This window comes from Streptomyces sp. MB09-02B (assembly GCF_033794485.1).
GTDB lineage: Bacteria > Actinomycetota > Actinomycetes > Streptomycetales > Streptomycetaceae > Streptomyces.
Genome location: NZ_JARGEE010000571.1, coordinates 1 through 4,784, shown reverse-complemented (window position 1 = coordinate 4,784; position 4,784 = coordinate 1). Strand labels below are relative to the sequence as shown.

The following is a 4,784-nucleotide window of genomic DNA, read 5'->3' as shown; positions in this document are numbered from 1 at the left end:
TTATAAGATGTCACCCGCACGTCCTTCACTTCACGCACTCCCTTTCAGGTCCTCCTCCACCTCGTGCCCTCCATCCCACAGGAGGTTGTCCGTCATGGTCTCCGCCGGAATGCCGCCCTCCGGGACGGTCGAACTCGCCGACCCCCGAACCCTGCTCGCCCACCACCCGCTCGACCCGGCCGCCCGCGCCTGGCTCGACGAGGCCGTGGCCCGTGTCACCGAGCGCCCCGCCGCCGTACGCACGCTGTTCCCCGCCGCCCGGAGACGCTGCGGGCGTGCCCGGCTGGACGCGCGCTGGACCGTCGACGAGGCCGCCCGCGCCGTCCTGCTCACCGCGCTGCCGCTGGACGGACAGCCGCTCGCCGACGAACTGGCGGGACTGCACCGCCACGGCGACCCGGCCGAACAGCGGGCGGTCCTGCGGACCCTGCCGCTGCTCGCCGCCGAGGACAGCGGCGACGCGGCCCGGGAACCCCTCGGCGACCTCGCGCTGCCGCTCGTCCGAGAGGCCCTGCGGGGCAACGACAGCGGCATCATCGAGGCGGCCCTCGGCCCGTACGGGGCCGCCCGGCTGCCGGACGCCGAGTACCGGCAGGCCGTACTGAAGTGCGTGTTCCACGAGATCCCACTGGCCCGGATCGACGGGCTCCCCGCCCGCGCCGACGCCGAACTCGCGCGGATGCTGGCCGACTTCGCGCACGAGCGGGTCGCCGCCGGGCGTGACGTACCGGCGGACATCTGGCCCGTCGTCCTCCCCTTCCCCGCCGCCGACCGGCTCACCGACGGACTCACCGCCGAGACGCGGGCTGCCGCGCCCGAGCGCAGAGAGACCGCCGAGCGGGCCCTGGCGGCGCTCCACGGGTTCACGGTCCCTCCACGACACCGCCCTCCCACGACCCTGCCCTCATGACCCCGCCCTCCCGTAGCCGGGCATCCCGTAGGCACGGCATCCCGCAGCCACCGCAGCCCCCCGACCGTGGCAACTCGTGACCACGGCGGTCTTCCGTAACCGCCGCCTCGCCACAGCCACCGCCCCCCTCCCACGGACACGGCCACCGCATGGTCACCGTGTCCTCCCTCCAGCCGCCTCCACCCATCGTCACCGCCCCGGCCACGGTCGGCGCGGCTCACCGGACCACTCGAGGAGAAGGCCTGCCGTGCGCATCTTCGACCCCCACATCCACATGACCTCCCGCACCACCGACGACTACGAGGCGATGCACGCGGCCGGAGTGCGCGCCGTCGTCGAACCGGCGTTCTGGCTGGGCCAGCCCCGCACCTCGCCCGAGAGCTTCTACGACTACTTCGACGCACTGCTCGGCTGGGAGCCCTACCGGGCCGCCCAGTTCGGCATCCAGCACTTCTGCACCATCGCCCTCAACCCCAAGGAGGCCAACGACCCGCGCTGCCGGCCCGTGCTGGACGAACTACCCCGCTACCTCGCCAAGGACCGCGTGGTCGCGGTCGGCGAGATCGGCTACGACTCCATGACGCCGGAGGAGGACGAGGCCCTCGCGCTCCAGCTCCAGCTCGCGATCGAGCACGAACTGCCCGCCCTCGTGCACACCCCGCACCGCGACAAGGCCACCGGCACCCGCCGGACCCTGGACGTCGTACGGGAGTCGGGCATCGCCCCCGAACTCGTCGTCCTCGACCACCTCAACGAGCTGACCGTCGGCATGGTCCTCGACAGTGGCTGCTGGGCGGGGTTCTCGATCTACCCGAGGACCAAGATGAGCGAGGACCGCATGGTGACCATCCTCCAGGAACACGGCACCGAGCGCGTCCTCGTCAACTCGGCCGCCGACTGGGGGCGTTCGGACCCCCTCAAGACCCGGAAGACCGCCGACGCCATGCTCGCCGCCGGTTTCGACGACGACACCGTCGACCGGGTGCTGTGGCGCAACCCTGTCGCGTTCTACGGCCAGAGCGGACGGCTGGACCTCGACGAGCCCAAGCCGGACGAGGAGTCGAGCTTCCAGGGCAACTCCGTCCGGCGCGGCGGGGAGTGAGGGGCCACCCATGCGCTTTCGGCACTCCGACGGCACCACCGTCCACCTCGGCTACTGCAGCAACGTCCACCAGGCGGAGGACCTCGACGGTGTCCTCGCCCAGCTCGCCGACCACGCCGAACCGGTGCGGGAGCGGCTGGGCGTCGACCGGCTGGGCATCGGGCTCTGGCTCGCCCGGGGCGTCGTCGCCCGACTCACCCGCGAGCCGGGCGAGTTGGGACGCCTGAAGAGCGAACTCGCCGCCCGGGGCCTGGAGACCGTCACCCTCAACGCCTTCCCCTACGCCGGGTTCCACCGCGACGTGGTCAAGAAGGACGTCTACCTCCCCGACTGGGCGGACGAGGCCCGGCTGAGCCACACCCTCGACTGCGCCCGAGTCCTCGCCGCGCTCCTCCCCGACGACGCGGAGCGCGGCAGCGTCTCCACCCTGCCGCTGGCCTGGCGCACGCCCTGGCCGCCGGACCGCTCCGACACCGCCCGCCGCGCCCTGGACCGGCTCGCCGCCGGGCTCGCCACGATCGAGTCGGACACAGGCCGTCGCGTCCGCGTCGGCTTCGAGCCGGAGCCCGGCTGCGTCGTCGAGACCACCGCCCAAGCCGTACGGGAGCTGCGCGGCCTCGACCCCGAACGGCTCGGCGTCTGCCTCGACGCCTGCCACCTCGCCGTGCAGTTCGAGGAACCCGGCGCGGCCCTGCGCCGCCTGGCCGAGGCCGGGCTGCCGGTGGTCAAGCTCCAGGCGTCCTGCGCGATCGAGGCCGCCGACCCGTCCGACCCCGCCGCCCGCGCGGCCCTGCACCGCCTTGCGGAACCCCGCTTCCTGCACCAGACACGCACGGCGGCGATCGCGGGGACGGGCGGGGAGCCGCGTACGTCGGAGGAGCGCACGGCGGCCGAGGAGTCGGGCCGCGAAGACCAGCGGGGGGAGCCGGAGGTGCGGGGTGTCGACGATCTGCCGCACGCGTTGGACGGCGGTCTGCCCACGGACACCGGCCCCTGGCGCGTTCACTTCCACGCCCCGCTGCACGCCGACCCCGAACCGCCGCTGCGCACCACCGCCGAACAGCTGGGCCACGTCCTGACCGAACTCCTCGGCGCGCCCGCTGCCGCCTGCGACCACATCGAGGTCGAGACCTACACCTGGTCCGTCCTCCCCGAACAGCCCACCGACCTGCCGGGCGGCATCGCCGCCGAACTCGCCTGGGCCCGCGACCGGTTGACCGGCCTCGGCCTCAAGGACGACCGATGACGAGCCCGCGACCGCCCCACCGGGGAGCCTCCGACCGGCCCCGGCCCCGGCCCCCCTTCAAGGAGAACCAGCGATGAGCCCTCGACCCGGCATCAAGGAGCACCGGCGATGAACACCCGACCCCACCGGCTCGTCGTTCTCGACATCGTCGGTCTCACCCCGAAGCTGCTCGCGCACATGCCCGCCGTGGCCGCCCTCGGCGAGCGCGGCTTCAAGGCCCGGCTCGACCCCGTCCTGCCCGCCGTGACCTGCACGGTCCAGTCCACGTTCCTCACCGGCGAACCACCCGCCGGGCACGGCGCGGTCGCCAACGGCTGGTACTTCCGCGACCTCGGCGAGGTGCTGCTGTGGCGCCAGCACAACGCGCTCGTCGGCGGCGAGAAGATCTGGGAGACCGCCCGCAGGACCGACCCGGACTACAAAGTCGCCAACATCTGCTGGTGGTACGCGATGGGCGCGGACGTCGACCTCACCGTCACCCCGCGCCCGGTCTACTACTCCGACGGCCGCAAGGAACCCGACTGCTACACCTGGCCGCCGTCCCTGCACGACGAACTCACCGACCGCCTGGGCCCGTTCCCCCTGTTCACCTACTGGGGCCCCAACGCCGGCATGCCCTCCACCCAGTGGATCCTGGGCGCCGCCCGCCAGGTCTTCGACGAGCACGACCCGGACCTCACCCTCGTCTACCTCCCCCAACTCGACTATGAGCCGCAGCGATCCGGCCCGGACGCACCCGCCACGATCCGAGCCGCCCGGCAACTCGACGACGCGCTGCGCCCGTTGCTCGACCACTTCCTGCGCGAGGGCGCCACGGTGGTCGCGCTCAGCGAGTACGGCATCACACCCGTCTCCCGCCCCGTGGACATCAACCGCGCCCTGCGCCGGGCCGGTCTGCTCCAGGTGCACACCCAGGACGGCATGGAGTACCTCGACCCCTGGACCTCACGGGCCTTCGCGGTCGCCGACCACCAGGTGGCCCATGTCTACGTACGGGACCCGGCCGACACCGCGGAGGTCGCCAAGCTCCTCACCGAACTCGACGGCGTGGACGAGGTGTTGGACGCCGAAGGCAAAGCCGCGCACGGCCTGGACCACGAACGCTCCGGCGAACTCGTCGCGGTCGCCGACCCGGACGCCTGGTTCACGTACTACTACTGGCTCGACGACGAGCGCGCCCCCGACTTCGCCCGCCAGGTCGAGATCCACCGCAAGCCCGGCTACGACCCGGCCGAGCTGCTCTACGACGAGACCGTCCCGGCGGTGAAGCTGCGCGCCGTCGGTCAGGTCGCCCGCAAGAAGCTGGGCTTCCGCTACCGCATCAGCACGGTGCCGCTGAACCCCGCAGGCGTACGCGGCAGCCACGGCCGCCTCCCCGCCGACCCCGACGACGGTCCCGTCCTGCTCTGCTCCGCGAGCGAGCCGGCCCGGGAGGCGTACGCCGCCACCGAGATCAAGTCCCTGCTGCTGGGCCTCGCGGGCCTGACGGAAGAGGAGCCGCACGCATGACCACCCACCCTCCGCTC

Annotated in this window: 4 protein-coding genes; all 4 read left to right on the top strand. The window is 72.9% G+C overall.

Going from position 1 to position 4,784, the window contains the following annotated elements; genetic code table 11:
- Positions 1 to 94 precede the first annotated feature (94 nt).
- Positions 95 to 910: an EboA domain-containing protein gene (locus tag P1P70_RS40865; RefSeq protein ID WP_319246987.1), complete on the top strand. Its 816-nt coding sequence runs from the start codon at positions 95 to 97 to the stop codon at positions 908 to 910.
- 247 nt (positions 911 to 1,157) lie between these two features.
- Entirely contained in the window at positions 1,158 to 2,012 is an 855-nt protein-coding gene (locus P1P70_RS40860) for a TatD family hydrolase (RefSeq protein WP_319246985.1), read from the top strand.
- A gap of 10 nt (positions 2,013 to 2,022) precedes the next feature.
- Positions 2,023 to 3,258 carry a metabolite traffic protein EboE gene (gene eboE / locus P1P70_RS40855; protein ID WP_319246983.1) on the top strand — a complete coding sequence of 412 codons (1,236 nt, stop codon included), beginning with the start codon at positions 2,023 to 2,025 and terminating at the stop codon, positions 3,256 to 3,258.
- A 108-nt stretch (positions 3,259 to 3,366) separates the two neighbouring features.
- Positions 3,367 to 4,767 carry an alkaline phosphatase family protein gene (locus tag P1P70_RS40850; protein ID WP_319246981.1) on the top strand — a complete coding sequence of 467 codons (1,401 nt, stop codon included), beginning with the start codon at positions 3,367 to 3,369 and terminating at the stop codon, positions 4,765 to 4,767.
- The last annotated feature ends 17 nt before the right edge of the window (positions 4,768 to 4,784 follow it).

Coding starts and splice junctions, on each gene's coding strand:
- P1P70_RS40865 (WP_319246987.1), top strand. CDS start 95: ATGGTCTCCGCCGGAATGCCGCCCTCCGGGACGGTCGAACTCGCCGAC.
- eboE (WP_319246983.1), top strand. CDS start 2,023: ATGCGCTTTCGGCACTCCGACGGCACCACCGTCCACCTCGGCTACTGC.
- P1P70_RS40850 (WP_319246981.1), top strand. CDS start 3,367: ATGAACACCCGACCCCACCGGCTCGTCGTTCTCGACATCGTCGGTCTC.